This is a genomic window from Falsiroseomonas tokyonensis (assembly GCF_019024325.1).
GTDB lineage: Bacteria > Pseudomonadota > Alphaproteobacteria > Acetobacterales > Acetobacteraceae > Falsiroseomonas > Falsiroseomonas tokyonensis.
The window spans coordinates 80,432-106,112 of the sequence record NZ_JAFNJS010000008.1 but is presented as its reverse complement, the minus strand read 5'-3'; the positions used below and the strand labels follow the sequence as shown (position 1 = coordinate 106,112).

25 protein-coding genes are annotated in these 25,681 nt (G+C 71.4%); 13 read left to right on the top strand and 12 right to left on the bottom strand.

Going from position 1 to position 25,681, the window contains the following annotated elements; translation table 11 throughout:
* The first annotated feature begins 99 nt into the window (after window positions 1-99).
* Window positions 100-1,554, top strand: a complete 1,455-nt coding sequence (locus J3S20_RS23270; RefSeq protein ID WP_216839064.1) for a hypothetical protein — start codon at window positions 100-102, stop codon at window positions 1,552-1,554.
* Here J3S20_RS23270 and argF read toward each other — a convergent pair.
* The 4 genes from argF to J3S20_RS23250 form a co-directional block, all read right to left on the bottom strand.
* Complete coding sequence (gene argF, locus J3S20_RS23265) at window positions 1,531-2,484, bottom strand: ornithine carbamoyltransferase (RefSeq protein ID WP_216839062.1); 954 nt, start codon at window positions 2,482-2,484, stop codon at window positions 1,531-1,533. The two genes, J3S20_RS23270 and argF, sit on opposite strands and share 24 nt — an antisense overlap.
* Window positions 2,481-3,683 (bottom strand): aspartate aminotransferase family protein, encoded by a 1,203-nt coding sequence (locus J3S20_RS23260; RefSeq protein WP_216839060.1) that lies wholly within the window; start codon window positions 3,681-3,683, stop codon window positions 2,481-2,483. The genes argF and J3S20_RS23260 overlap by 4 nt, the downstream gene beginning before the upstream one ends.
* 327 nt (window positions 3,684-4,010) lie before the next feature.
* Entirely contained in the window at window positions 4,011-4,370 is a 360-nt protein-coding gene (locus J3S20_RS23255) for a hypothetical protein (RefSeq protein WP_216839058.1), read from the bottom strand.
* 26 nt (window positions 4,371-4,396) lie between these two features.
* Entirely contained in the window at window positions 4,397-5,038 is a 642-nt protein-coding gene (locus tag J3S20_RS23250; RefSeq protein WP_216839056.1) for a PRC-barrel domain-containing protein, read from the bottom strand.
* Window positions 5,039-5,242: 204 nt separating this feature from the next.
* On the opposite strand from J3S20_RS23250, the gene J3S20_RS23245 reads away from it, so the two are divergent.
* From J3S20_RS23245 to J3S20_RS23205, 9 genes are all read left to right on the top strand, one after another.
* Window positions 5,243-5,881, top strand: coding sequence for a RecX family transcriptional regulator (locus J3S20_RS23245; RefSeq protein WP_216839054.1), 639 nt, complete (start codon window positions 5,243-5,245; stop codon window positions 5,879-5,881).
* A 4-nt stretch (window positions 5,882-5,885) separates the two neighbouring features.
* A complete protein-coding gene (locus J3S20_RS23240) occupies window positions 5,886-6,632 on the top strand; it encodes an AzlC family ABC transporter permease (RefSeq protein ID WP_216839052.1) in 747 nt (248 codons plus the stop codon).
* A complete protein-coding gene (locus J3S20_RS23235) occupies window positions 6,623-6,946 on the top strand; it encodes an AzlD family protein (protein WP_246603198.1) in 324 nt (107 codons plus the stop codon). Before J3S20_RS23240 ends, J3S20_RS23235 begins: the two co-directional genes overlap by 10 nt.
* A gap of 170 nt (window positions 6,947-7,116) precedes the next feature.
* Entirely contained in the window at window positions 7,117-9,936 is a 2,820-nt protein-coding gene (ileS, locus tag J3S20_RS23230; RefSeq protein WP_216839050.1) for an isoleucine--tRNA ligase, read from the top strand.
* Window positions 9,937-10,099: 163 nt separating this feature from the next.
* Window positions 10,100-10,597, top strand: coding sequence for a signal peptidase II (lspA, locus tag J3S20_RS23225; protein WP_216839049.1), 498 nt, complete (start codon window positions 10,100-10,102; stop codon window positions 10,595-10,597).
* Window positions 10,594-11,148 carry a DUF3035 domain-containing protein gene (locus tag J3S20_RS23220; protein ID WP_216839047.1) on the top strand — a complete coding sequence of 185 codons (555 nt, stop codon included), beginning with the start codon at window positions 10,594-10,596 and terminating at the stop codon, window positions 11,146-11,148. Before lspA ends, J3S20_RS23220 begins: the two co-directional genes overlap by 4 nt.
* A gap of 205 nt (window positions 11,149-11,353) precedes the next feature.
* Window positions 11,354-12,340 (top strand): Hsp33 family molecular chaperone HslO, encoded by a 987-nt coding sequence (hslO, locus tag J3S20_RS23215; protein ID WP_216839045.1) that lies wholly within the window; start codon window positions 11,354-11,356, stop codon window positions 12,338-12,340.
* Between the two features lie 315 nt (window positions 12,341-12,655).
* Window positions 12,656-13,312 (top strand): hypothetical protein, encoded by a 657-nt coding sequence (locus J3S20_RS23210; RefSeq protein ID WP_216839043.1) that lies wholly within the window; start codon window positions 12,656-12,658, stop codon window positions 13,310-13,312.
* The gene (locus J3S20_RS23205; protein ID WP_216839041.1) at window positions 13,309-13,725 is read left to right on the top strand and encodes a RidA family protein; all 417 of its coding nucleotides are present in this window, start codon (window positions 13,309-13,311) and stop codon (window positions 13,723-13,725) included. Before J3S20_RS23210 ends, J3S20_RS23205 begins: the two co-directional genes overlap by 4 nt.
* Window positions 13,726-13,753: 28 nt before the next feature.
* On the opposite strand, the gene J3S20_RS23200 is transcribed toward J3S20_RS23205, so the two are convergent.
* On the bottom strand, window positions 13,754-14,629 hold the full coding sequence (locus tag J3S20_RS23200; protein WP_216839039.1) for a LysR family transcriptional regulator: 876 nt from the start codon (window positions 14,627-14,629) through the stop codon (window positions 13,754-13,756).
* A 120-nt stretch (window positions 14,630-14,749) separates the two neighbouring features.
* Between J3S20_RS23200 and bla the strand changes: the two genes are divergently transcribed.
* Window positions 14,750-15,625 (top strand): class A beta-lactamase, encoded by an 876-nt coding sequence (bla, locus tag J3S20_RS23195; protein ID WP_246603197.1) that lies wholly within the window; start codon window positions 14,750-14,752, stop codon window positions 15,623-15,625.
* Between the two features lie 66 nt (window positions 15,626-15,691).
* Here the strand turns inward: bla and folE are convergent, their stop codons facing one another.
* The 5 genes from folE to J3S20_RS30955 form a co-directional block, all read right to left on the bottom strand.
* Window positions 15,692-16,333 (bottom strand): GTP cyclohydrolase I FolE, encoded by a 642-nt coding sequence (gene folE / locus J3S20_RS23190; RefSeq protein WP_216839035.1) that lies wholly within the window; start codon window positions 16,331-16,333, stop codon window positions 15,692-15,694.
* A 159-nt stretch (window positions 16,334-16,492) separates the two neighbouring features.
* Window positions 16,493-17,257 carry a competence/damage-inducible protein A gene (locus J3S20_RS23185; RefSeq protein WP_216839033.1) on the bottom strand — a complete coding sequence of 255 codons (765 nt, stop codon included), beginning with the start codon at window positions 17,255-17,257 and terminating at the stop codon, window positions 16,493-16,495.
* Window positions 17,254-17,673 (bottom strand): type II toxin-antitoxin system VapC family toxin, encoded by a 420-nt coding sequence (locus tag J3S20_RS23180; RefSeq protein WP_216839031.1) that lies wholly within the window; start codon window positions 17,671-17,673, stop codon window positions 17,254-17,256. The genes J3S20_RS23185 and J3S20_RS23180 overlap by 4 nt, the downstream gene beginning before the upstream one ends.
* Window positions 17,670-17,948 carry a FitA-like ribbon-helix-helix domain-containing protein gene (locus J3S20_RS23175; RefSeq protein ID WP_216839029.1) on the bottom strand — a complete coding sequence of 93 codons (279 nt, stop codon included), beginning with the start codon at window positions 17,946-17,948 and terminating at the stop codon, window positions 17,670-17,672. The genes J3S20_RS23180 and J3S20_RS23175 overlap by 4 nt, the downstream gene beginning before the upstream one ends.
* A gap of 58 nt (window positions 17,949-18,006) precedes the next feature.
* Window positions 18,007-19,080, bottom strand: a complete 1,074-nt coding sequence (locus J3S20_RS30955; RefSeq protein ID WP_216839027.1) for a bifunctional GNAT family N-acetyltransferase/(deoxy)nucleoside triphosphate pyrophosphohydrolase — start codon at window positions 19,078-19,080, stop codon at window positions 18,007-18,009.
* 239 nt (window positions 19,081-19,319) lie between these two features.
* Between J3S20_RS30955 and J3S20_RS23165 the strand changes: the two genes are divergently transcribed.
* The gene (locus J3S20_RS23165) at window positions 19,320-20,333 is read left to right on the top strand and encodes a chemotaxis protein CheB (RefSeq protein ID WP_343215281.1); all 1,014 of its coding nucleotides are present in this window, start codon (window positions 19,320-19,322) and stop codon (window positions 20,331-20,333) included.
* A gap of 19 nt (window positions 20,334-20,352) precedes the next feature.
* Here J3S20_RS23165 and argJ read toward each other — a convergent pair whose 3' ends face one another.
* Together argJ and J3S20_RS23155 are read right to left on the bottom strand one after the other, a co-directional pair.
* The gene (gene argJ, locus J3S20_RS23160; RefSeq protein ID WP_216839025.1) at window positions 20,353-21,591 is read right to left on the bottom strand and encodes a bifunctional glutamate N-acetyltransferase/amino-acid acetyltransferase ArgJ; all 1,239 of its coding nucleotides are present in this window, start codon (window positions 21,589-21,591) and stop codon (window positions 20,353-20,355) included.
* 12 nt (window positions 21,592-21,603) lie between these two features.
* Complete coding sequence (locus tag J3S20_RS23155; protein ID WP_246603196.1) at window positions 21,604-22,557, bottom strand: peptidylprolyl isomerase; 954 nt, start codon at window positions 22,555-22,557, stop codon at window positions 21,604-21,606.
* A gap of 208 nt (window positions 22,558-22,765) precedes the next feature.
* Between J3S20_RS23155 and secA the strand changes: the two genes are divergently transcribed.
* Window positions 22,766-25,522: a preprotein translocase subunit SecA gene (gene secA / locus J3S20_RS23150; protein ID WP_216839023.1), complete on the top strand. Its 2,757-nt coding sequence runs from the start codon at window positions 22,766-22,768 to the stop codon at window positions 25,520-25,522.
* Window positions 25,523-25,681: the final 159 nt, after the last annotated feature.

The following is a 25,681-nucleotide window of genomic DNA, read 5'->3' as shown; positions in this document are numbered from 1 at the left end:
GCGCGCCGCTTTGGCAAAGCGATCCTTCACCGCGTCCGCCGGCTCGACGCCGGCCACGCCGCGGTGGTAACCGGCGCGTGATCGGAATGGGCGGCGGCGATGCGATCGGGGGCGGCGGCGGCATCGGGCGGCTGGTGGGCGACGGGCCTGGTCGCGCTGCTCTCCCCGCTGCCGGCGCTGCTGGCCTTTGCCAGCTTCGGCCTGCTGGTCACGCCGGACAGCGCCACCTACCTGGCCTATGCCGAGGCGCTACGCGCCGGCCCGCTGCCGGTGGGCGAGGCCCTGCTGCGCGAGGGGCCGGCGCCGGCCGCGCTGTTCCGCACCCCGGGCTATCCGGCGCTGCTGGCGGCGCTGCAGGCCCTGGCGCCCGCCCACTGGCCGGCGCTGCTGGTGGGCCTGCAGATGCTGGCGCTGGCGCTGCTGGCCGTACTCGCCCACCGCACGGCGCGGGCGCTCGGCCTGGCGCCCGGCCTGGCCCTGCTGGCGGCGCTGCTGACGGCCACCGGCCATGCCGTGCTGGCGCAGATCTCCGTCATGACCGATGCGATCCACACCGCTTTGGCCGGCGGTGCCGCGCTGCTGCTTTGGCGCGCCGGGGTCCGGCCGGGCGGGTTGGGGCCGGTGCTGATCGCCGGCGTCCTGCTCGGCCTGGCCACCCTGGTGCGGGAGGCGACGGCCCATCTGGCGCTGGCCTATCTGCCCGCGGCGGCGATCGCCGCCGGGCGCGGCGCCGCCGGCTTCCGCCCGGCCCGCGCCCTGGCCGGCATGGCGCTGGTTCTGCTGCCGGTGCTGCTGGCCGCCGGCGCGCTGCTGGCGGAGCATCAGCGCCGGGCCGGCGTCGCGGTGCTGTCCACCAGCCGGCAGATCGTCATGGTGCAGGCGCTGCTGCCTCTGGTGGCCCGCGGCCTGCCGGTCTTCGACGGCGACGACCTGTACGACACCACGGCGCGGGAGACGGTGGGCCGGCTGGGCTATGCCGGGATCGACCCGCTGAATGCCCGGCTTTTCGCCGCCGGCATGACCGCCCCCGAGATCGCGGCGACGGCCAGCGACCGCTATGCCCGCGCCTGGCGACGCCACCCGGCCGAGATGCTGCGCGCCATGGTCGTCCGGCTGCCCACAAAAATGTTCGGCGTGGGCTTCATGCCGGTGGACATGGTGGCGGAGCTGCACCGGCAATTCGGCGAACCCCGCCCCTGGTTCGGAAGGCCGGAGGCGCTGTGGCAGGCGGCTCGGCAGGGCTCGCCGTCGGCGGCGCTGCTGCTGCTGGCGCTGCTCGGCAGCCGCGTCATCGGCTATGCGCTGGCCGCCGGCGCGATCCTGGCACCGGCTTTGCTGGCCTGGCGGGGCGATGCCCGCGCCTGGCCGGCGCTCGGCGCCTGGCTGGTGATCGGCGGCTACTTTGGGATGCACCTGCCGGTGCATCTGGAGCAGCGCTACCTGCTGCCCGTGGTGCCGCTGGTCGCGATGCTCGGCTGCCTCGGCTGGGTCGCCGCCCGGCGCGCTGCGCCGGGCGAGGCCCGAACCCCCTCAGCCCAGGCCGAGCGCCCATAGCAGCACGCCCTTCTGGGCATGCAGGCGGTTCTCTGCCTCGTCGAAGACGACGCTCTGCGGGCCATCCATCACCGCATCGGTGATCTCCTCCCCGCGATGGGCGGGCAGGCAATGCATGACGATGGCATCCGTCGCGGCGTGCTTCAGCAGCGCGTCGTTCACCTGGTAGGGCGCCAGCAGGTTGTGCCGGTTCAGCTTCTGCTGCGCCGTCTCGTCGGACATCGAGACCCAGGTATCCGTCACCACGCAGCGCGCGCCGGCGACGGCCGCCTGCGGATCCGTGGTCAGCTCGATCTTCGCGCCCTCCGCCCGCGCCCAGGCGATGAGGTCCGCGGGCGGGGCGAGCTCGGGCGGCGTCGCCAGCCGCAGGGTGAAGCCGAAGCGGGCGGCGGCCTGGATGAAGGACTGGGCCACATTGTTGCCGTCGCCGGTCCAGGCCACCACCTGGCCGGCGATCGGGCCGCGATGCTCCTCGAAGGTCATCACATCCGCCATCAGCTGGCACGGATGCGAGACATCGGTGAGGCCATTGATGACCGGGATGGTGGCATGCTCCGCCAGCTCCCGGATCTTTGCGACATTGTCGGTGCGCAGCATGATCGCGTCGACGTAGCGGGACAGGACGCGGGCGGTGTCCGCCGGGGTCTCGCCGCGGCCGAGCTGCATGTCGCGCGAGCTCAGCACGATCGCATCGCCGCCGAGCTGCCGGATGCCGACCTCGAAGCTGACGCGGGTGCGGGTGGAGGGCTTCTCGAAGATCAGCGCCACGGATTTTCCCGCAAGCGGCTTGCCCTGGACCTGGCCGCGCTTGGCCTGCACGCCCAGGTCCAGCATCCGGCGCAAGGTCGCGGAATCGAGGTCCATCAATTCGAGAAAATGACGCGGGGAGGGGCTGCCCCCTCCCGCCACGCTTTTCAGCGCCGCGCTCATTTCGCCGCGACCTGCGACGCGCTCGGGGTCAACCGCAGGCAAGTGCGGTCGAGCAGGCGCAGCGCCTCCGCCACCTCGGCCTCCGTGATGATCAGCGGGGGCGCGAGGCGCAGCACGTTCATGCCGGCGGCCACCGTCAGCAGGCCTTCCACCACGGCGGCGGCCTGCATCTCCCCGTTGTTGACCTCCGGCCGCAGCTTCAGGCCGAGCAGCAGGCCGGCGCCCTGCACACCCTCGATCACCGTCGGATGTTTTTGCGCGAGGTCCAGCAAGCCACGCCACAGCAGGCGCGCCACGCCATCCACCTGGTCGAGGAAGCCGGGCGCCAGCACCACGTCCAGCACGGCATTGCCGGCGGCACAGGCCAGCGGGCCGCCGCCATAGGTCGTGCCATGGGTGCCGGGCTTCAGGTGCTTGGCCACCTTCTCCTTCGCCAGGATGGCACCCAGCGGGAAGCCGCCGCCGATGCCCTTGGCGGAGGACATCACATCGGGCTCGATCCCCGCCCATTGATGCGCCCAGAGTTTTCCGGAGCGGCCCATGCCGGTCTGTACCTCGTCCAGGGCGAGGAGGAGGCCGTATTCGTCGCAGACGGCACGCAGTTCGCGCAGGAAGCGCAGGTCTGCCGGGCGCACGCCGCCCTCGCCCTGCACCGGCTCGATCATGATGCCGGCGGTCTGAGGGCCGATGGCGTCCCGCACGGCATTCATATTGCCGAAGGGGACGTGGTCGAAACCCTGCACCGGCGGGCCGAAGCCGGCCAGGTACTTGGCGTTGCCTGTGGCGGACAGCATGGCCAGCGTGCGGCCGTGGAAGGCGCCCTCGAAGCAGATCATGTGGAAGCGCTCGGGGTGGCCGGTCTCCGCATGATATTTGCGGACGGCCTTCACCATGCCTTCGTTCGCCTCGGCGCCCGAATTGCAGAAGAAGACAGAATCCGCGAAGGAGGCCGCGACATGGCGCGCCGCCAGCTCCTCGGCCTGCGGCACGCGGTACAGGTTGGAGACGTGCATCACCTTCGCCGCCTGTTCCGCGATCACCTTGGTCAGGTGCGGATGGCCATGGCCGAGGCTGCTGGTCGCGATGCCCGCGCCGAAATCGAGGAATCGTCGCCCGTCCGAGTTCCACAGCCAGGCGCCCTCGCCCCGCTCGAAGGCGAGGTCGGCACGGTTGTAGGTCGGCATCAGGGCGGGGATCACGCGATCCATCCTCCGTCACGCCGCGCGGCCAGGCGCCATTCGCCAAGGCGAGCGCGGAAGCCAAGGAAACTGCACGATTCCCGGCGGCCGGTCAAAGCACCTGCGCGCCAGCGCCCTGCGCCGGAAGCGGGGCGCGCATGCGTCGGCCGGGGCATGCTGCGGGCTGGCCTTGCCGGCCCGCCTCGCAGGGGAGGGAGCAGCTTGTCTCCCTCCCCCGCACTTGCGGGGGAGGGTCGGGGTGGGGGCCAGACCGGCACCAGCCCAGGCCCAAACGCAGAAACGGCCGGGACAAGCCCGGCCGCTTCCTTGGTCACGCAGTGCCGAAAGTTACTGCCGCACGCCGCCGCTGTTGGACGGATAGGCGCCGGAGGTGTTGGAGCCGGTGGCGCGGTCATAAGCCCGCTCCGCCGCCGTGCCGGGCGGGTTACCCGGGCGGCCGTCCGACTGGCGCGGGAAGGCGCCAGAGGTATTGGTCCCCGCCGCGCGGTCCAGCGCGCGCTCCGCCGCCGTGCCGGCCGGGTTGTTGCCGGTGCCGTCCGCGCTGGTGCGCGGGCTGTCGGTCGCCGCATCATAGGCGCGCTGGGTGGCGGTGGAGGGCGGGTTGCCGGCCGTACCATCGCGGCTGCCCGGCTGGGCGCAGGCCACGATGGGCAGCAGCGCCGCCATCACAATCAGGGACTTCTTCATATCAGGTGCTTCCTTGTTTGGCGAAATCAGCCGCGGCGCGCCGCGTTGTCGTAGGTGAAGGCCGGCAGGGACTGCAGGCTGTCCTTGGTGGCGCCGCGCAGCACCCAGCGGTTGCGCTCCGCGTCATGGGTCAGGCGCTCATAGGGGATGGCCACCAGCTTGGCGCCGATGCCGAGGAAGCCGCCGACCGAGATCACCGCCACCGGGGACCCGCCGGCCCGCGGCACGATCAGGTCATCGACCTCACCGATCGAGTTGTTTTCCTCGTTGTAGATATTGGAGCCGATGATCTGGCTGGCCCGGCGGCTCTCGCGCAGGGTCATGCTGTCGACCGACAGGGTCGGCGTCGTCGCGCCCGTGGCGGTGGCCGGCGCGGTCGTGGTGCGGGCGGTGTCGGGCGTGGTGGCGCGATCGATCGCGCGGCCGGCGGCGGTGCCGGGCGGGTTGTTGCCGGTGCCGTCGGCATTCGTGCGGTTGCCGGTCACGGAATCCAGGGCGCGCTGCGTGGCAGTGGAAGGCGGGTTGCCCGGGGCGCCATCCGGCGCCTGGCTGGTCACGCCGGTGCGCGGCGCGGTCGGCGCCGGGGCGGTCTGGCCGAAGGCGAGAACCGGGGCGCAGGCAATCGCCGCCGCGGTCGACATGGACAGGAAAGTCTTGGCATTCAGCATGTGGCTGGCTCCTTGTTCTGACCGGCGCGCCGGGCGCTCCGTGCCTGTCCCCCCAACGCCGGCAGATGGAAAAAGGTTTCGAGGTGCGCTGTTGTTTCTGAGGCGCCTGGCTTGCGCTTGGCGGCGGAGGTTCCATGGCCCGGAGGGGCGGCGCCTGTCCCGCGAGGTCGCCAAGCGCCCACCCGCCATGCCAGGATGCCGGCGATGAGACAGCATCCCCGGCCCGCGCACGGCGCCCCCCGCAGGCCGGCCCGCGACCCCGACGCGCCGCCGCGCCCGCCCGGCCCGCCCCCCGGCGAGGCCAGGCTGCGGGAGGCGGCGGTGGCGCATCTGGCGCGGCATGCGGCGACCGAGGCCGGGCTGCGGCGCGTGCTGCAGCGTCGCGTGGACCGCTGGGCGCGCGCGGCGGAGGCCTTCGGCATGACGGAGATCGCGCCGCTGGTCGCGGCCGCCAAGCAGGCCGCCGCCCTGGTGGCGCGGCAGATGGCAGCAACCGGCACTGTGGACGACGCCGCCTTCGCCGAAAGCCGCGCCCGGCGCCTGCTGCGCAGCGGCCGGTCCCGCCGCGCCACGCTGGCGCATCTGGCGCAGAAGGGCGTGGCCGCCGAGACCGCCGCGGCGGCGCTGCCGGAGGGCGAGGCGGCGGAGATCGATGCTGCGCTGGCGCTCTGCCGCCGCCGCCGGCTGGGCCCCTTCGGCGAGGCCGAGGCGCCGCCCGAGGCGCGGCTGAAGGCGCTGGCGACGCTGGCCCGCGCCGGCTTCGCCCGCGGCACGGCGGAAACCGCGCTGCGCATGGACCCGGACGAGGCCGAGGACCGGCTTCTGGCCTTCAAGCGGGGCTGAGGCCATGGCCATTCCGCCCCGAGCCCCTCCGCGGCAGCGCGTCGTCTTCACCCGCATCGGCGTGCGGCGGGGCTTCGTGGCCAGCATCCCGCTCTGGATCGGGATGCTGCCCTTCGGGGTGGTGATCGGCGTGCTCTCCGCCGCCAAGGGCCTGTCCTTCGCCGAGACCATGCTGATGACCACCATCGTCTTCGCCGGCGCGGCGCAGCTGGTGGCGTTGGAATTGTGGACCGACCCGGCGCCGATCCTCGCGGCCACCATCGCGACCCTGGTGGTGAATATCCGCATGGCGCCGATGGGCGCGGCGCTGGCGCCCTGGCTGGACCGGCTGCGCGGCTGGAAGCTCTGGGGCACGCTGGCGACCCTGGTGGACCATTCCTTCGCCATGGCGGTGGCGGACCAGCGGGCCGGCGGGCGGGATGCGGGCTATCTGCTGGGGATCGGCCTCGGCATCTGGATTTCCTGGGTGGCGACGGTGGCGCTGGGGCATCTGGGCGGCGGGATGCTGCGGGTGCCGCCGGGGCATCCGCTGTTCTTCGCCTCCATCGCCGCCTTCCTCTCCATCCTGGTGCCGCTGTGGCGCGGGGCGCGGGTGGATGGGCTGCCCTGGCTGGTGGCCGGGCTGGTGGCGCTGGCGGCGCATCGGGCGGCTCTGCCGGTGCCGCTGCCGCTGCTGCTGGGCAGTTTCGCAGGCGCCGGGCTGGGCGCCTGGATCGAGCTGCGCGGGCGGGGGATGCCGGGTTGGAAATAAGGCTGGATGTCCTGCTGGCGATCCTCGGCATGGCGCTGGTGACCTATGCCAGCCGCGCCGGCGGCTATGCGGTGCTGCGGGCGGTGCGGCCGCCGCCCTTCGTCCAGGCGCTGCTGCGCCACCTGCCGGGCTGCCTCTTCGTCGCCTATGTCACGCCGCCGCTGCTGGCCGGCGGACCCCCGGCCTGGGCGGGGGCGGTGGTGGTGATCGCGCTGCAGCTCGCCACCCGCAACATGGCGGCGGCCATCCTGGCCGGGGTGGGGGCCGCCTGGGGGATGCATGCCGGGCTGGCGGCGCTGGGCTGGGGCGGGTGAGCGGGGCATCCTTGACCCCAACCGGCCCGCATCCGCATATAAGTGGCATGTTCCGCGGGATGTCCGGCCTCCGAATTATCCGCCCGGCCCAATAGGGCCGGGTTTTCCGCGCCAGCCCCTTCCGGCACCCCCTTCCGGCCCCCCTCGCTGGGCAGATTGAGACGCACCCCATGAACGACGCCCCTCCCGAGGTCACCACCGAGCCCGCGCGCGACTATCGCGGGACCGTCTTCCTGCCGAAGACGGATTTCCCCATGCGCGGCGACCTGCCGAAGCGCGAGCCCGCCTGGCTGGCGCGGTGGGAGGAGACGAAGCTCTGGTCCCGCCTGCGGGAGGCGTCGAAGGGCCGCCCACCCTTCGTGCTGCATGACGGCCCGCCCTATGCCAATGGCCCGCTGCATATCGGCACGGCGCTGAACAAGATCCTGAAGGACGTGATCAACCGCGCCGCCCAGATGGCCGGCTTCGATGCCAACTACGTCCCGGGCTGGGACTGCCACGGCCTGCCGATCGAATGGAAGATCGAGGAGCAGTACCGCGCCAAGGGCCAGGACAAGGACGCGGTGCCGATCCTGGATTTCCGGGCCGAATGCCGCGCCTATGCCACCCACTGGCTGGATGTGCAGCGCAACGAGTTCAAGCGCCTCGGCGTGCTGGGCGACTGGGACGGCCGCTATGCCACCATGGACTTCCCGTCCGAGGCGGTGATCGCCGGCGAGATCGGCAAGTTCCTGATGAACGGGTCGCTTTATCGCGGCCTGCGCCCCGTCATGTGGAGCCCGGTGGAGAAGACCGCGCTTGCCGAGGCGGAGATCGAATACCACGACCATGTCTCGCCCACGCTCTGGGCGCGCTTCCGGCTGAAGCAGGCGGGTGCGGCGGACCTGGCCGGCGCTTCGGTGGTGATCTGGACCACCACGCCCTGGACCATCCCCGGCAACCGCGCCGTCGCCTATGGGCCGGAGATCGACTATGCGCTGGTGCATGTCGGCGGCGTGGCGGAGGGCAGCGCCCTGGTGCCCGGCGAGGACCTGCTGGTCGCGCTGCCGCTGCTGCCGCAATTCGAGAAGGATGCGGGCCTGGCCGCGCATAGCGTGAAGCGCCTGCTGAAGGGCGCCGAGCTGGAAGGCGCCATCGCCGCGCATCCCCTGGCCGGCTGGGACGGCGCGCCCGGCGGCTACGATTTCGCGGTGCCGCTGCTGCCTGGCGATTTCGTGACGACGGAGGCCGGCACCGGCTTCGTCCATATCGCCCCCGGCCATGGCGAGGACGATTTTCTTCTGGGCCGTGCGCATGGGCTGCCTGTGCCGGAAACCGTTGGCGACGACGGTACCTTCACCATCCATGCGCCGGGCTTCACCGGCCAGCATGTCTTCAAGGCGCATGATGCCGTCTACGCGGCCTGCACCGCCATGGGCACGCTGGTCGCGAAGTCGAAGCTGACGCACAGCTACCCGCATAGCTGGCGCTCCAAGAAGCCCGTCATCTTCCGGGCCACGCCGCAGTGGTTCATCGCGATGGATGACGCCAACGCTATCCGTGAGAAATCCATGGCGGCGATCGCGGCAACGCATTTCGTCCCCGACATCGGCCGCAACCGCATCGGCGGCATGGTCTCCGTCCGTCCCGACTGGTGCATCAGCCGCCAGCGCGCCTGGGGCGTGCCGATCCCGGTCTTCGTCGAGAAGGCGACCGGTGAGCCGCTGCGCGACCCGGCGGTGATGGAGCGCATCGTCGCGGCCTTCCGCACCGAGGGCGCCGATGCCTGGTACCAGCCCGGCGCCGCGCAGCGCTTCCTGGGCGAGGGCCGCGACGCGGCGGCCTATGAGCAGGTGATGGACATCGTCGATGTCTGGTTCGAATCCGGCTCCACCCACGCCTTCGTCCTGACGCCGGAGCGCGGCCTGCCCTTCCCGGCGGACCTGTATCTGGAAGGCTCGGACCAGCATCGCGGCTGGTTCCATTCCTCGTTGCTGGAATCCGTCGGCTCCCGCGGAGTCGCGCCCTTCAAGGCGATTCTCACCCACGGCTTCGTCCTTGATGAACAAGGGCGGAAAATGTCGAAGTCGCTGGGCAATGTGGTCGCACCGCAGGATGTGGTGAAGGACCACGGCGCGGACCTGCTGCGGCTCTGGGTGATGAACACCGACGTCACCGAGGACCAGCGCATCGGCAAGGAAATCCTGAAGCAGCAGAGCGAGCTCTATCGCCGCATCCGCAACACGCTGCGCTGGCTGCTGGGCAATCTGCACGGCTTCGACGAGGTCGAGATCGTGCCACATGCGGAGCTGCCGGAGCTGGAGCGCTGGGTGCTGCACCGCCTGTCGGAGCTCGACGCCCGCCTGCGCCAGGCCGTGCGCGATCACGACTGGACCGGCGTCTACCCCGAGATCCACGCCTTCTGCGCGACGGACCTTTCCGCCTTCTATTTCGACGTGCGCAAGGACAGCCTCTACTGCGATGCGCCCGAAAGCCTGCGCCGGCGATCTGCCCGCACGGTGATCGACCAGCTGCACCGCTGCCTGACCGCCTGGCTGGCGCCGGTGCTGGTGGCGACGGCGGAGGAAAGCTGGCTGGCGCGCTTCCCGAGCGACACGGACAGCATCCATCTGCGCGAGTGGCCGACGATTCCCGCCGAATGGCGGGACGAGGCGCTGGCGGCGCGCTGGGCCGCGGTGCGCGGCTTCCGCCGCAACGTGACCGGCGCGATCGAGGAGCTGCGCCGCGCCGGCACCATCGGCGCCTCCCTGCAGGCCAACGCCGCCCTGGCCCTGCCAGAAGGCGACCCCGCCAATGTGCTGACGGCGGAGCAATGGGCGGAGGTGCTCATCGTCTCCCAGGCCAGCCTGGCACCGGCCGAGACGCCGGATGCGGCCGTGACCGTCGCCGAGGGCCAGAAATGCGACCGCTGCTGGCGCGTGCTGCCGGAGGTCGGGCTCTCGCTGGCGCATCCGACGCTGTGCCGGCGCTGCGAGGCGGTGGTCGGGTGATGGCGCGCATGACCTTGCCCCCACCCCGACCAGCCTTCGGCGTCGCGGCAGCGCCGCGACCCCCCGTTGCCACGGGGGAGGGAGATCGCCTGCGTCGGAGTGCCTCCCTCCCCTGCGTAAGCGGGGGAGCGTCGGGGTGGGGGCATTCCGCCCCCAACACCCCATGATGCGCCTCGGCCTCACCCTGGCGCTGGCGGTCCTGGCCATCGACCAGGCCAGCAAGCACTACATGCTCTTCGTGCTGGACCTGCCCGTCATCGGCCATATCCCGCTGGTCCAGCTCGGTCCCTTCGGCTTCGACCTCACCATGGTCTGGAACCGTGGCGTCACCTTCGGGATGCTGGCCGGCGACAGCCCCTGGTCGCAGGCGGTGCTCGCCCTGCTGGCCCTGGCCATCGCCGGCTTCCTGCTGCGCTGGATGGCCCGGGCCGAGAACCGGCTGACGGCACTCGCCCTCGGCGCCGTCATCGGCGGCGCGGTGGGCAATGTGATTGACCGTTTCCGCTTCGGCGCGGTGGCGGATTTCTTCGACGCGCATGCCTGGGGCTGGCACTGGTACGTCTTCAACCCGGCGGATGCCGCCATCGTCCTCGGCGTGGTCGCGCTGATCGGCGATGCCTTGTTCCGGCCTTCACCCAGGGCTAAGGGTTCCACGCCATGACCCAGCTTCGCCCCACCCTGCCCCGCGCTCTCCTGGTCGGCCTGCCGCTCCTCGCGCTGCTTGCGGGCTGCGGCGGGGATACCGCCCGCTCCCTCGGCTTCACCCGCGACCCGCCGGATGAATTCCAGGTGACGACGCGCGCCCCCCTCTCCGTGCCGCCGCGGCTGACGGAACTGCCGCCGCCCACGCCGGGCGCCCCCCGGCCGCAGGACCAGCGGCCCCCCGCCAGCGCCATCCTCGGCGGCGGCACGCGCCCTGCCGCCGCCCCCTCCAGCGCCGAACAGGCGCTGCTGGCCCAGGCCGGGCAGCCGGTGGATGACAGCATCCGCAGCCAGGTGGATGCCGAGAGCCTCCGCCTCGACCGGCCGGAGCGCAGCCTGGTGGACCGGCTGATGTTCTGGCGCAGCGACGCCCAGGCCGGCGTGGCCGTCGACCCGAACCGCGAGGCCCAGCGCCTGCGCGAGAACGCCGCCCTCGGCCGCGACACCACGGAAGGCGTGACCCCCGTGGCCCAGCCGCCGCGCCGCGGGCTGCTCGAACGCCTGTTCTGAACCGGCCCGGCCGCCGCCACCGCAAGGTGGTGAGCGGGCCCGTGCCTCCCTATCTATCCTGCCATCCTCTCCGGGCCCGCCCCCCAGCTTCCAATGGGGCGTGCCCGGCGCGCTGCGTTGCCGGATGGCCGGCAGCGATCCTGGCTTCCGCCGCGCATCGCCTCGGCGCCGCCCAACCGGGTGGCCGTCCGGGCTGCGCCCATGCATGGTTCCGCCCGTGACCGATCCGACCCGGCCCTCCGCCACCCCCGCCTTCCTGAACCACGACCGCCCGCCCGTGCCCGACCTGGTGGTGCCGCGCGGCGTGCAGCCCTTCCACCTGGACCAGCGCCCGGTGCGCGGCCGGCTGGTGAAGCTCGGCCCGCTGGCCGATGCACTGATCGGCCGCCACGCCCAGCACCCCGCCGTGCTTCGCCTGACGGGCGAGGCCCTGGCGCTGACCGCGGCGCTGGCCACCGCGCTGAAGTTCAAGGGATCCTTCAGCCTGCAGGCCAAGGGCGACGGGCCCGTTACCATGTTGCTGGCCGATTGCACGGACGCCGGCGCGCTGCGCGGCTATGCCAAGGCCGATCCTGCGCGCCTCGAAGCCCTGCTGGCCGAACACCCGCAGCCGACCGCCGCCCAACTCCTCGGCCAGGGCTACTTCGCCTTCACCTGCGACCAGGGCGACGACATGGAACGCTACCAGGGCATCGTCGCCATCGAGGGTGAAACCCTGGCGGAGATGACCGACACCTACTTCCGCACCTCCGAACAGCTGCAGACCGAGGTCCGCCTGGCCTGCGGCCGCACCCTGGGGGGCTGGCGCGCCAGCGCCCTCATCATCGAACGCGTGGCAACCGAAGGCGGCATCCCCGGCGAAGCCGCAACCGACCAGGACGACGCCTGGCGCACCGCCCAGGCCCTGGTCGGCACCCTGACGCCCGAGGAAATGCTGGACGACGCCCTGCCGGCCGAACGCCTGCTGCACCGGCTGTTCCACGCCGAAGGCCTGGCCCCCGACCGCCCCCGCGCCCTGTCCTACGGCTGCCGCTGCTCCCGCGCCCGCTTGGCCGCAGTGCTGGAAAACTTCGGCCCGGACGACCTCGACCACATGGCCGAATCCGGCGCCATCACCATGACCTGCGAATTCTGCGCCGTCGATTTCCGCTTCGAACGCTCGGAAGTCGAGGGCAAGGCGGGCCGCGCCTGAGGGTGGCGCGGGTGGCTTTGCAGGGAGGGCTCTGCCCTCCCCGCACCCCTCCCGCCAAGGGGCAGTGGCCCCTTGGAACCCTTTGAATCATGAGCTGAAATGGAGAGGGGCCGGAGCGCCCGCCTGTCAGGCGCTTCCGCCGGCCCCTCTCCATTTCAGCTCAAAGGTCCTGAGGTCCAGGAGGCCGCTGCCTCCTGGCGGGGAGGGTGCGGGAGGGGCAGCGCCCCTCCTGCATGGACCACCAGGCGCAACCTCCGGGGTGGACCCGCGTCGCCGCCTGGACTACCGGGTGCTTGAGGTCGGGGGTTTTCGGTCATGTTGACGCGCCGCCATCTGTCGATGTTGTTGCCTTTGGGCGTGGTGGCCTGTGCCGCGCGGGAGGAGGCTTTGGCGCCTTTGCCGCCCTTGGTGACGGGGTATCGGCATTTGACGCCCTTGCGGCTGAATGTGCTGGAGATCGAGGTCGGCCAGCCTTTGCCGGGTGCGGTCCAGGTGGCGGAGCCGGCGCCGGTGCGGCCGGAGGTCGAGATGCGGCGGATGGCCGAGGATCGGCTGGTGCCGATCGGGACGGAGGGCCGCGCGCGTTTCCTCATCACCAATGCCCGTTTCACGCGCCAGACTTTGGCGCAGTCGGGGGGCATCTCTGCGATGTTCGCCGGGGAGCCGGGGGAGCGGCTGGCGGTGGAGCTGGCCTGCCGGGTGGAGATCCTGGCGGGCGACGGCACGCGGGTGGCTTTCGTCGAGGCGCAGGTGCAGCGGGTGCAGACCGTGGCCGATGGGGCGAGTGCGTCGACGCGCCGCCAGGCGGCGGAGGAGGTGGTGCGCCAGGCGATGGAGGCGATGAATGTGGAATTCGAGTTCCAGCTTCGTCGCACCCTGCGCGCCTGGCTGGCGGAGGGCGTGACGCCCACCGCGCCGGCGCCGGTGCCGGTGGAGCGTGAGGATCTGCCAGGGGGAGCGCCGCGGACATGACCGTCACCTTCAGCAATCCGGATGGCGTGCATGCCCCGGGCGCGCGCTATGCGCATGCCGCGCTGGTCGAGGGTCCGGGCCGCCGGCTGGTGATCTCCGGCCAGATCGGCGTGGCGCCGGATGGGACGGTGGCGGCCGCCGGGGCGGACCAGATCGCGCAGGCCTTCCGCAATCTGCGCGCGGTGCTGGCGGCGCATGGCATGGCGCCGGAGCATATCGTGAAGCTGGGGGTTTTCCTGACGGACCGGGCGCTGATCCCGGCCTTCCGGGCGCAGCGGGATGCGGTGCTGGGCCCGATCTGCCCTTGCAGCACCTTGCTGATCGTGGCCGGCCTGGCCGATCCGCGCTTCGTCTTCGAGGTCGAGGCGGAGGCGTTTTCGGCCTCGGACGCTGGCGCAGCCTCCGGCGGCTGAAGGTTGTGGGGTCGCGTGTCCGGGGGATTCAATCCGCCGGCTTCGCGGCCTCCTCCAGCAGCCAGGCCTGGAAGGCGCTCATGGCGGGGCTGGGCGCGCGGGAATGCAGCCGCGTCAGCCAATACTGCCCGAGGCTGACCTCTGCCGCGAAGGGCCGGGCCAGCCGCCCCTGGCGCAGGTCGCGGGTGAACAGCCGCAGCGGCAGCAGGGCCACGCCGGCGCCCTGCGCCGCCGCTTCCGCCAGGGCCAGCGATGAATCGAAGATGAAGCCGCGCAGCGGCGGGGCGTCCAGGCCGAGGGCGGCGAACCAGCGCGGCCATTCCTCGGCGCGGTAGGAGCGCAGCAGCGTCTCCCCCGCCAGGTCCGCGGGGTGGCGCAGCCGGGCGGCCAGGGCGGGGGCGCAGGCCGGTGCCAATGGCGCGTCGAGGAGGGGGATCGCCTCGGTCCCGTGCCAGGCGCCGTCACCGAAGCGGATGGCGGCGTCCAGCCCCTCGCCGGCCAGGTCCACGCGGTTGTTGTTGGTCTCGATGCGCAGGTCGATGAAGGGGCAGGCGGCGCGCAGGCGCTCCAGCCGCGGCAGCAGCCAGCCGAGGGCGAAGCTGCTGACCACGCCGAGCGTCAGCACCTCCCGCGCCTGTCCCGCCTCGAAGCGCTCCAGCCCACGGCCGAGGCGGTGGAAGGCCTCCGCGATCTCGGGCAGCAGGGCGGCGCCTTCGTCGGTCAGGGCGATGCCGCGCGGCAGGCGCCGGAACAGGGGCACGCCGAGCAGCTCCTCCAGCCCCTTCACCTGGTGGCTGATGGCGGCCTGGGTGACGCGGAGCTCCAGCCCGGCGCGGGTGAAGCTGAGATGGCGCGCCGCGGTCTCGAAAGCGCGGAGAGCGTTCAGGGGCAGGTTCGACCGCATGCGGAGACCCAAGATTTTCTCATGCTTTTCCCGAGAAATCCCCGTTTGTCGAGGGGTCATCGTCGCTTTAATGGGCTGCCCATCCTTGGAGAGAGGGCGATGACGATGCGGCGGCGTAGCATGATGACGGGTATGGGCCTGGCGGGCCTCTGGACCGCGATGCCTTGGCGGGGGGTCCAGGCGGCGGTGCCGGAGGCGGCGCTCACCGCCAGGCTGGCGGAGCTGGAAAAGGGCACCGGTGGGCGGTTGGGCGTGGCGCTGCTGGACCTGGGCAGCGGGCGACGGGCCGCGCATCGGGGTGCGGAGCGCTTCCCGATGTGCAGCACCTTCAAGCTGCTGGCCGCCGCCGCCGTCTTGCGGCGCGTCGAGGCCGGGCAGCTACGGCTGGACCAGCTACGGCCCTTCCGGCGCGCCGATCTGGTGCCCTATTCCCCGGCGACCGAGGCGCATGCCGATGGCCCGGGCCTCACTTTGGCGGCGCTGTGCGAGGCGGCCGTGACGCTCAGCGACAATACGGCGGCCAATCTGCTGCTGGGCCAGCTGGGCGGGCCGGAGGGGCTGACCGCCCAGCTGCGCCGCTGGGGCGACATGGTGACCCGGCTGGACCGGTGGGAGCCGGCGCTGAACGAGGGCATCCCGGGCGATCCGCGCGACACCACGACGCCCGAGGCGATGCTGGGGCTGATCCGCACGGTGACGCTGGGGGATGGGCTTGCCGCCGAAGGCCGGGCGCAGCTGATGGCCTGGCTGCGCGGCAACCGCACTGGCGATCGGCAGCTGCGCGCGGGCCTGCCCGCGGGTTGGACGGCGGCCGAGAAGACCGGCAGCAATGGGCGCAGCATCGCCAATGACGTGGGGTTGCTGCTGCCGCCGGGCGGGCGGCCGCCGGTGCTGGTCACCGCCTACCTGGCCGAGGCCACCATCCCGGCGGCGCAGCAGCCGGCGGTGCTGGCGGCGGTGGCGCGGGAAGCGGTGGCGGCCTTCGGCCCGCGCTGATCGGCGGCCCGGCCGCCCACCCGCCTGGCTGCGGGTGCAGGCCGCGCGCCTCCGGCCGAGCGGGCCTCAGGCCTCCGCGCTGGCGCGCGGCGCGCCGATCATCGCGAGGAATTCGCGCCGGGTGGAGGCATCGTCCCGGAAGGCGCCGAGCATCCGGCTGGTGACCATGGAGACGCCCGGCTTGTGGATGCCGCGGGTGGTCATGCACTGGTGCTGCGCCTCGATCACCACGGCCACGCCCTTCGGCTTCAGCACCTGCTCGATGGTGTTGGCCACCTGGGCGGTCAGCTTCTCCTGGATCTGCAGGCGCTTGGCATAGGCTTCCAGCACCCGGGCAAGCTTGGAGATGCCGACAACCCGGCCGTCCGGGATATAGGCGATATGCGCGCGGCCGATGATCGGCACCAGGTGGTGCTCGCAGTGGGATTCCAGGCGGATGTCGCGCAGCACCACCATCTCGTCATAGCCGTCCGTCTCCTCGAAGGAGCGGGCGAGGAGTTCGACGGGGTCCGTCTCGTAGCCCGAGAAGAATTCGCCATAGGCGCGGGCCACGCGGGCGGGGGTGTCCAGCAGGCCTTCGCGCGAGGGGTCGTCGCCGGCCCAGAGCAGCAGCGTGCGGACGGCGGCCTCCGCCTCCTCACGCGTCGGGCGGATGGGCGTGGCCGGCTGGAGGGCGCCGAGGCTGCGGGCGGGGGTCTGGATGTTCAAGATCGGGGTCCTATCGGCATCTCGATGTGGCGAGGGCGGGCTGCCATCGCATCATCGCGCCCTGTGGAAAGGCAGAGGTGGAAAGCGGCTCGGAATGTCAGATGGGACTGGTCGGATTTCCCGCAATGGTCGATGTCGAACCGGATTGGAGCCTTTCGCTCAGGCCGGGGGCTCGCCCTGCACCGGATGGCTGCCCATGGCGCGCAGCAGCACGGTGATGGCGCGCGCCGCCTCCTCCACCGCATCGGGGTCATTGCCCTTGGCGACCAGGGCCACGCCGCCGCCGCCCATGCGGTAATAGGGGTAGCTGCCGATGTCGAGATCCGGCCAGCGCGCCTGGATCGCCGCCAGCCCCTCCGCGATCCGCCCTTCCATCACCCCATCCGCATGCACGGCGCGGGAGGCGATGGGCGGGCCGCCGGCGAGAGTGGGGGCGAGGGATTCGAACATCGCCTGCATGATGCGCGGCACGCCAGCCATCACATGCACATTGCCCATTGTGAAGCCGGGGGCGATGGAGATGGCATTGTCGATCAGCGTGGCGCCACGGGGCATGGTGGCCATGCGCTGCCGGGCGGCGTTGAACTCGCCGGGCTTGTAGTGGCGTTCCATCCGCGCCCAGGCCTCGGGGTGGGGTTCCCAGGGCACGCCGAAGGCGCCGGCGACGCATTCGCTGGTGATGTCGTCATGCGTCGGCCCGATGCCGCCGGTGGTGAAGACATGGTCGAACTTTTGCCGCACCTCGTTCACCGTGGCGATGATCGTTGCCCGCACATCCGGGATGATGCGGACCTCGCGCAGCGGGATGCCGATCTCGCCCAGGCGATTGGCGAGAAAGTTGATATTGGCGTCCTTGGTGCGGCCGGAGAGCACCTCGTTGCCGATCACCAGCAGGCAGGCGGTGGGGTTGGCGGCGGCGGTCATGCGGGGGGTTCCAGCGGGACGAGGGGGATGGCGAGGCGTGCAGCCAATTCGGCCATGCGCCGGTCGAAGGTGGCGATTTCCGCCTGCTCCCGTTGCGCCAGGGCAAGGTACAGGCAGTCGTAGATCGGGTGGGATAGCCGCTCCGCGATGACGCAGGCTGGCATGGCCAGGATGTCCATGTCGAACAGCGTCAGCATGCCGCTGCGCCGCAATTCGGCCAATACGGCCTGGGCGTGGCCGTGGGGCACGGTCTTGCGTCGTGCCTTGGTCAGCAGGGCATTGCCGATCTCCGCCAGCAGCAGGCTAGGGGCCAGAAGCTCGGCTCCGCTGCTCTGCACCTGTTCCGCCCTGTCGCTGTCGGCCTCGGCGGCGAACCAGGCCACGGCGACCGAGGCGTCGACGACGATGCGCTTCACGAGCCGGCAGGGCCTGCTTCGTCACCCGTCCATCGCGCCGCGAGCGCATCGCGCGCCCGGCGGATTTCCGCGGTGCTGTCCCATTGCGGGTCCGGCGTCGTCTGCGCGCGAAGGGCACGGCTTCGCGCGATCCAGGCCGCTCGGTCGGAGGCGAGTGAGGCCTCGGTCAGGGTCTCTCGGGCCAGATGCTCCAGGGAGGTTCCGCGTTCCAGCGCCTTGCTCTTGAGCCGTTCGATGACGGCTTCATCCAGGTTCCGGATCAGGATCTGGCCCATATCTTGCCTATCGATCAGATGATATCATCGAATGATATCACCGGGCGGGTGGCGCGCGCTACAGGAAATCCCGCAGCATCGCCACCAGCGGCTTGTCCGCCGGCGGCATGGCGTAGTCGGCCAGCTTGTTCGGCCGCACCCAGGCCAGCGCCTGGCCCTCCAGCGGCTGCACCCGGCCTTCCCAGCGGCGGCAGAGATACAGCGGCATCACCAGGTGCCGCTCGCCCAGCGGGTGGCTCGCGAAGGTGAAGGGGGCCAGGCAGCTGGCGGCCACATCGATGCCCAGCTCCTCCTTCAACTCGCGGATCAGCGCGGCTTCCGGAGTCTCCCCCGCATGCACCTTGCCGCCCGGGAACTCCCATAGGCCCGCCATCGGCTTGCCCTCCGGCCGCCGCGCCAGCAGCACGCGGCCATCCGGGTCGATCAGCGCGCAGGCGGCGACCAGCAGGATGTGCCGCGCCGCGCCTTCCGGCACGGGCGCGGCCTCGGCCACTGCGGGGGGAAGGTCGGCGCGGGTCATTTCGAAGAGTTTTACCGGCATCGTCCCGCCGCGCGCCAGGAATTCGCGCACGCCCTCGCCGGTCTCCCGGAACCCGATGCGGCGCAGCACGGCCTGGCTGCGGCCATTCTCGATCAGGGCGGAGGCGACCAGCCGGTCCAGCTCCAGATTGGCCAGCGCCCAGCTGGCGATTCGCGCGGCCGCCTCCGGCCCCACCCCATGGCCCCAGAAGCGGCGGCCGATCCAGTAGCCGAGCTCGGCCTCCCGCTTCGCGCTATTGCGGGTCAGGCCGATGCAGCCCACCAGCACCTCCCGCTCCCCGGGTTCGCCGGCCTGTTCCAGCCCGGTGATGGCCAGGTGCCAGGCGGTGCCTTCGGCCATCTGGGCGCGGGTGGAGGCGATCCAGTCATCGGCGAGCGCCCGCGGATAGGGGAAGGGCACGCGGGCGAGGGTTTTCGCGACCTCCCAGTCATTCACCAGCCGGTGCAGCTCCGCCGCATCCTCCGGCCGCAGGGGGCGCAGCGTCAGCCGATCCGTGCGCAGCGGCTGGAAGGGCGGGGGGGCCAAGGGGTCATTGCCGGGGTCGTCGCCCGGCAGGTCCAGGGTCTCGGGGGGCGTCGTGGGGGGCACCATGAATATCGCCATGCGGAAGTCGCAGGTCCAACTCCGTGCCGACCCACCGGCGGGGCGGCACCCCTGTATGGGCCATCGAGGCCCCCGCGTCATGGCCCGATCCGGCTTTTGCGGCAGAACTGCCGCAGTGTGGCAGGATGGTCGCGGTGGCCATGGTGAGCGTGCCAGGCAACCCCAGGGCGCGGCCGGGGTTGTGCCTGGTGGTACAGCGCATATGCGCCCGCCCGAGGGGGCCACCCGTGAATCACAACATCATCGTCCTGGGGGCCTCGGCCGGCGGCGTCGGCGCGCTCCGTACGCTCTGCGGCGGCCTCCCGGCGGACTTGCCAGCGGCGCTCTTCGTCGTGCTGCACATCCCGCCCGGCGCGCGCAGCACGCTGCCGGAGATCCTGGGTCGTGTCGGCCCGCTGCCGGCCAGCCATCCGGTGGAGGGCGAGCTGATCCAGCCCGGACGCATCTATGTCGCGCCGCCGGACCACCACCTGCTCCTCGACGATCGGGGCGAGCGGATGCTGCTGCGCCGCGGGCCGCAGGAGAACCGGGTCCGGCCGGCGGTGGATGCGCTGTTCCGCTCCGCCGCCGTTTCCTGCGGCAACAGGGTGATCGGCGTGGTGCTGAGCGGCATGCTGGACGATGGCTCGGAAGGGTTGGTGGCGATCCGACGCTGCGGCGGCCGCACCGTGGTGCAGGACCCGGCGGATGCCGAATGGCCCGACATGCCGCGGAATGCGCGGGAGCGGGCCGAGGCGGAGCATTGCCTGCCGGTGGCCGCGCTGCCGGAACTGCTACGGCGCCTGGCGCAGGATCCCGCCCCGCCCCCGGTCCCCATCCCCGCCGAGCTTCTGCTCGAGGCGCGCATATCCCGGCAGGAGATCTCGGCCATGAGCGAGGACATCATCACCGTCGGCCGGCCGAGCGCCCTGGGCTGCCCCGAATGCGGCGGCGTGCTGAACGAGGTCGGCGACGCGCCCTGGCCCCGTTTCCGCTGCCAGATCGGCCATGCCTATGGCGCCCGGACGCTGGTGGCGCATCAGGCCGAATCGCTGGAGAAGGCGCTGGGCATCGCCTTCCGGACGCAGCGGGACCGGCGGAACCTGTACCTGTCGATGGAGCGCGCCGCCCGGCAGCGCAACCTGGCCCAGGAGGCGGAGCGCTGGCGAAAGGCGGCCGAGGAGGCGCAGCATTTCGCCGAGCTGATCGGCACCGCGGTGGACGACCTGCAGCGGAGTGGCCTGCCGCCGGTCGAGGCCTGACCGGCGGGGCTCGTCGAGCCTAGCTCCGATAAGACCCGTTGATGTCGATGTAGCCATGCGTCAGGTCGCAGGTCCAGGCGGTGGCCTTGCCGCGGCCCAGCGCCAGGTCGACCGTGATCTCGACCTCCCGCCCCTTCATATGGGCGATCACCGGCGCCTCGTCATAGCCCGGCACCACGCTGCCCTCGCGGGCCATCCAGGTGCCGCCGACGCCGACGGACAGCAGGTCGCGATCGGCGGGCTCGCCGGCCTTGCCGACGGCCATGACGATGCGGCCCCAATTGGCGTCCTCGCCGGCGATCGCCGTCTTCACCAGCGGCGAATTGGCGATGCTCATGGCGATGCGATGGGCGGACTTGTTGGTCACCGCGCCCGTCACGTCGATGCGGATCAGCTTCTGGGCGCCCTCGCCGTCGCGCGCGACCATCAGGGCCAGGTCCATGAGAACCTCATGCACCGCCCGGGCAAAATCCTTCAGCATCTTGCCGCCCTCGGCCGGCACGCGCGGGTGTTTCGCCGCGCCGGTGGCGAAGAGCAGCACCGTGTCGCTGGTGGAGGTGTCGCTATCCACCGTCACGCAGTTGAAGGATTTCTGGGTGCCCTTGGCGAGGATCGCCTGCAGGGCCGCGGCCGGCACCTTGGCGTCGGTGGCCAGGAAACACAGCATGGTTGCCATGTCGGGGGCGATCATGCCGCTGCCCTTGGCGATGCCGCTGACCGTGACGGTCGTCTCCCCAATCTTCGCCGTGCGGGTCGCGCCCTTGGGGAAGGTGTCGGTGGTCATGATGGCCCGCGCCGCGCCGGCCCAGCCATCATCCTTCAGCTGGCCAAACAGCGGCGGCAGGGCGGCCACCAGCTTCTCGGTCGGCAGCTTCTCGCCGATCACGCCGGTGGAGGCCAGAAACACCTCACCCGGCTTGCAGCCGGCCAGCTCGGCCATGGCCTTGGCCGTCTGCGCACAGGTCTCGCGGCCGGCCTTCCCCGTGAAGACGTTGGAATTGCCGGCGGTGACGACCAGGGCGCGGGCGCGGCCGCCCTTCAGCGCGGCGCGGCACCAGTCGATCGGCGCGCCGGGGCATTTGTTGCGGGTGAAGACGCCGGCCACGCTGGTCCCCGCGGGGAAGACCATCATCGTCACATCCTCGCGCGCCTTGTAGCGGATCTCGGCGCGGCCGGAGCCGAGGCGCACCCCCGGGATGGCGGGCATTTCGGGCAGCGGCAGCGCGAGCGGGGAGACGGGAAGGTCCTTGCCAGCCATCTTTTTGGTCTCTTAGCGACGAGGTTGGGCAGCCGGCGGCGCGGCGCCGTCGAGCAGGGAGGGGGCGGGCGTGGCCGGCAGCGGGCTGCCATCCATGGCGAAGCGCTCGATCCGGGCAGCGCCGCGGATGCGCTCCACCTCCGCCGTCACCGCTTCCTCGAAGGCGCGCTGGCGCAGCGCCTCGCGCGCATCCTCGAAGCTCGGCGGCGGCACCGCGCGGCGCTCCTCCACCTTGATGACATGCCAGCCGAACTGGGTGCGCACCGGCGCCTCCGAGATCTGGCCAGGCTGCATGGCGAAGGCGGCGGTGGCGAATTCCGGGATCATGTCGCCGCGCTTGAAGAAGCCGAGGTCGCCGCCCTCCCGCGCGCCGGGGCCGGTGGAACGGCGGCGGGCGACCTCGGCGAAGTCGGCGCCGGCGCGGCGCGCCTCGGCCAGCGCCGTGCGGGCCTCGGCCTCGCTGGCCACCAGGATATGGCGGGCGCGCACCTCCTCCTCGGCCGGGCGGCCGGAGACCTCGCGCTGGTAGCGGGCGCGCAGCGCCTCATCCGTCATCTGCGGCGCCACGGCGCGGGTGATGAGGGCCTGCTGCAGCGCCTCCTCCTCCGCCCGGCGCAGGCGGGCCTGCACCTCGGGGTCGTTCGCCAGGCCCTGGGCGCGGGCGGCGGCGGTGATCGCCTTCTGGGTGATCAGCTGGTCCAGCAGCAGCGGCATCAGCATGGGCGCCGGCATGGCGCGCAGCTCCTCCGGCAGGCGGGTCGCCTCGGATTGCAGCTCGGACAGGCGGATTTCCGCGCCATCGACGCGCGCCACGACCGGGTCCTGGCCGGCGGCGGGGGCCGCAGCGGGGGCGGGGGCCGGCGCGGCGGGGGCCTGGGCCCAGGCCGGGCTTGCCGCCAGGGCCGTGCTCAGCAGCAGGGTGGCGAGGAGCGAAGCCTTGCGGCGCATCGGGGTGGTTTCCGTCATGGTGGGCGGAAGATGGCCGATGCGGGGGGGCGCCACAAGGCGGGCCGGAGCGGGCGCTCCGGCGCCTCTCGTTGACGCGGCAGGGTCGGGCGCCTATCTCTCCGGCCTCGCGCCCCAGCCCGAATTGGGCCTTGCGCCCCCGACGCCCGGGCGCGATCCCCGTGACGCTGCTGGTCTTCTCAGTGCGGGTCGGAGACAGCTTTCCCAGATGTTCCAACGCCTTGTCCGCGCCGTTTTCGGCAATGCCAATGACCGGGCGCTGAAGCGCTTCCAGGCGCGGGTGCCCTCCATCAATGCGCTGGAGCCCGCGCTCGCCGCGCTGTCCGACGAGGCCCTGCGGGGCAAGACCGCGGAATTCCGCGCCCAGCTCGCGGCCGGCCGCACGCTGGACGACATCCTGCCGGAAGCCTTCGCCACCGTGCGCGAGGGTGCCAAGCGTGCGCTGGGCATGCGGCATTTCGACGTGCAGATGATCGGCGGCATGGTGCTGCATGACGGCCGCATCGCCGAGATGAAGACCGGCGAGGGCAAGACCCTGGTCGCCACCCTGCCGGTCTATCTCAATGCGCTGCCCGCCAAGGGCGTGCATGTCGTCACCGTGAACGATTATCTCGCCAGCCGCGACGCGGAATGGATGGGCAAGCTCTACGGCTTCCTCGGCCTGACTACCGGCACCATCGTGCATGGCAAGTCGGACGAGGAGCGCCGCGAGGCCTATCACTGCGACATCACCTACGGCACGAACAACGAATTCGGCTTCGACTACCTGCGCGACAACATGAAGTACCGGCTGGAGGAGATGGTCCAGCGGGACTTCGCCTATGCCATCGTCGACGAGGTGGACAGCATCCTGGTGGATGAGGCGCGGACGCCGCTCATCATCTCCGGCCCGTCCGACGACAGCAGCGACCTGTACCAGCGCGTGAACGCGGTGATGAAGGAGCTGGTGAAGGACACCTCGCTGTATGAGAAGGACGAGAAGTTCAAGACCGTCCATCTGATCGAGGCGGGGACGGAGGCGCTGGAGGCGGCGCTGACCGAGGCCGGGCTGCTGACCGAGGGCGCGCTGTATGACAGCGCCAATGTCACACTGGTGCACCACGCCAACCAGTCGCTGCGCGCGCATGTCCTCTTCACCAAGGACGTCGACTACATCGTCCGGCAGGACAAGGTCGTGATCATCGACGAATTCACCGGCCGCATGATGGAAGGCCGCCGCTACTCCGAGGGCCTGCACCAGGCGCTGGAGGCCAAGGAAGGCGTCACCGTCCAGCCCGAGAACCAGACGCTGGCCTCCATCACCTTCCAGAATTATTTCCGGCTCTATCCGAAGCTTGCCGGCATGACCGGCACGGCCTCGACCGAGGCCGATGAGTTCGCGGAAATCTACAAGCTGGAAGTGGTGGAGATTCCCACCAACGTGCCGGTGGCCCGCATCGATTCCGATGACGAGGTCTACAAGTCCGCGCGCGAGAAATACGAGGCCGTGGCGGCGCTCATCGCCGAGGCGCGGGAAAAGGGCCAGCCGACGCTGGTCGGCACCACCAGCATCGAGAAGTCGGAGCTGATCTCCGAGCTGCTGAAGCAGAAGGGCGTGCCGCACCAGGTGCTGAACGCCCGCTTCCACGAGCAGGAAGCCGGTATCGTCGCCCAGGCCGGTCGCCCCGGCTCCGTCACCATCGCCACCAACATGGCCGGCCGCGGCACCGACATCCAGCTCGGCGGCAATGCCGACATGCTGGCCCGCGCCGAGGTCGGCAATAGCGACAGCCCGGAATACGAGGCGGCGCTGGCCCGCCACAAGGCCGAGGTCGAGGCGATCCGCCCCGCCGTGAAGGCCGCCGGCGGTCTGCTTGTGATCGGCACCGAACGCCACGAGAGCCGCCGCATCGACAACCAGCTGCGCGGCCGGTCCGGCCGCCAGGGCGACCCGGGCGCCAGCCGCTTCTTCCTGTCCCTCGAAGACGACCTGATGCGCATCTTCGGCAGCGACCGCATGGGCGGGATGCTGCAGAAGCTGGGCCTCAAGGAAGGCGAGGCCATCGTCCATCCCTGGATCAACAAGGCGCTGGAGAAGGCGCAGAAGAAGGTCGAAGCCCGCAACTTCGATACTCGTAAAAATCTGCTGAAATACGACGACGTCATGAACAACCAGCGCAAGGAGGTCTATGCCCAGCGCAAGTCCTTCATGATGGCGCCGGATGTGGCGGAGACGGTGGCTGAGATGCGGCGGGAGACGATCGGCCATCTGGTCGATACCGCCATCCCGGAAAACGCCTATCCCGAGCAGTGGGACCTGGCCGGGCTGCAGGACAAGGTGCTGAACGTGCTGGGCCTTGACCTGCCGGTGGCAGCCTGGGCGCAGGAGGAAGGCATCGACGAGACCCAGGTGCGCGAGCGCCTGGTGAAGGCGGCGGAGGAAAGCTACGCCGCGCGCGTCGCCAATGTCGGCGTCGACCTGATGCGCATGGTCGAGAAGTCCCTGCTGCTGCAGATCTTCGACGCGGTCTGGAAGGAACACCTGCTGGCGCTGGACCATCTGCGCCAGGGCATCGGCCTGCGCGCCTATGGCCAGCGCGACCCGCTGAACGAATACAAGTCCGAGGCCTTCAACCTGTTCAACAGCATGCTGGAGGATCTGCGGGAACGCACCACCAGCGTGCTGATGCGCATCGACATCCGTCCCGATGCGCCGCCGCCGATGCCGGAGCCGGTGCGGGTGATGGACATGCGCCACCCGGCGCCCGATGGCGCCATGGGCGGCATGGGCGGTCTGGACGAGCTGGAATATGCCGACGGGCCGCCGCCTGCCGGCTATGGCACCGCGACCCAGCCGGCACGTGCGCCGATGACGGCGCAGGTGGTGGATCCGAACGACCCCGCCACCTGGGCCGCCACGCCGCGCAACGCGCCCTGCCCCTGCGGGTCGGGGAAGAAGTACAAGCACTGCCACGGGCGGGCCTGACGTCAGGGTGAGTGAACGCCTGACCCAGAGCACGGAGTGCGATGGGTGCGGCCAGCCGAGGAAGCTGTCGGCGGTTGCTGAAGCATTCCTTGCGAAAGCGGAGTTCGAAATTGGGCAGGGCTGAACCTGGGCCGGAGATGTCGGTTCTGCCCGGCCAGT